Below are 891 nucleotides of genomic sequence, written 5' to 3'. Positions count from 1 at the left end.
TAATCTGGACCCCGTTTCAAGGACAATTTAAAAAAGAGGTTTAAGCAACCTTCAGAAGAAGTTGATTTCGGTATTGTACCGGGGTCAACTTTTTTAAGTGCCATTGGGCACGTTCGCAGTTGTAATAATATATGTAGTCATTAATAATTGCTTTCAATTCCGCCAATGACTGACAGTCATGATAATGGATTTCATCCTTCAGGTGACCGAACCAACTCTCTTGAGGAGCGTTGTCCCAACAATTTCCCCGACGGGACATGGATTGGCTAATTTCATATTTCTTCATTAACTTCTGAAAAGTAGGGCTGGTATAATGTACTCCTTGGTCGGAGTGGATCAAACAGTTTTCTGGCAGAAATGGGCCGTGCTTTGCCATCAAGTCGTTGACCGTTTCGAGCGCAATATCTAACTTGATACGATCCGAGACAGAGTAGGCAAGTATTTCTTTCGTCTCACCATCCAGAATGGTGGATAGATAGCCCATAAAGCCGTTTTTTCCCGGTAAATAGGTAATATCCGTCAGGAGAACCTTTCCCGGTTGTCCTTGCTTGAAGTTACGTTCCAACAAATTCGGTACAGTCCGATGCTCTTTTGTGGCTTTTGCGAGACGTTTATAAGGATTTGCTCGGCGGATTTTGCAAAACAGGCCAAATTTCCGCATAATCCGCTGGATTTTCTTCCGGTTAACCCGGACCCAAAGGCGGTTCTTGAAATACATAACAAGTGCACGAGAGCCTTTTTCAACTTTCTTGTAGTTCATCCCTTCAATCACCAAGTCCCGCCAAAGCAATTCAATTCCCGTTTTCAAAGAATCTTTTTCCCTTTTTTTGGAATCCCGATGGGCATAGTATCCCGAAGTGGATACTTCCAACAATTCACATAATCTCGTAA

General features: G+C 42.8%; 1 protein-coding gene. It reads right to left on the bottom strand.

Annotation, left to right across the window (positions count from 1 at the left end):
* Positions 1–40: 40 nt before the first annotated feature.
* A partial coding sequence (locus ACTVAI_RS11810) for an IS3 family transposase (protein WP_443486748.1) occupies positions 41–891 on the bottom strand: 851 nt, incomplete at its 5' end.

The organism is Jeotgalibaca sp. A127, from assembly GCF_052266745.1.
GTDB lineage: Bacteria > Bacillota > Bacilli > Lactobacillales > Aerococcaceae > Jeotgalibaca.
The sequence above is the reverse complement of the archived record's forward strand: the minus strand, read 5'-3'. Positions and strand labels throughout refer to the sequence as shown.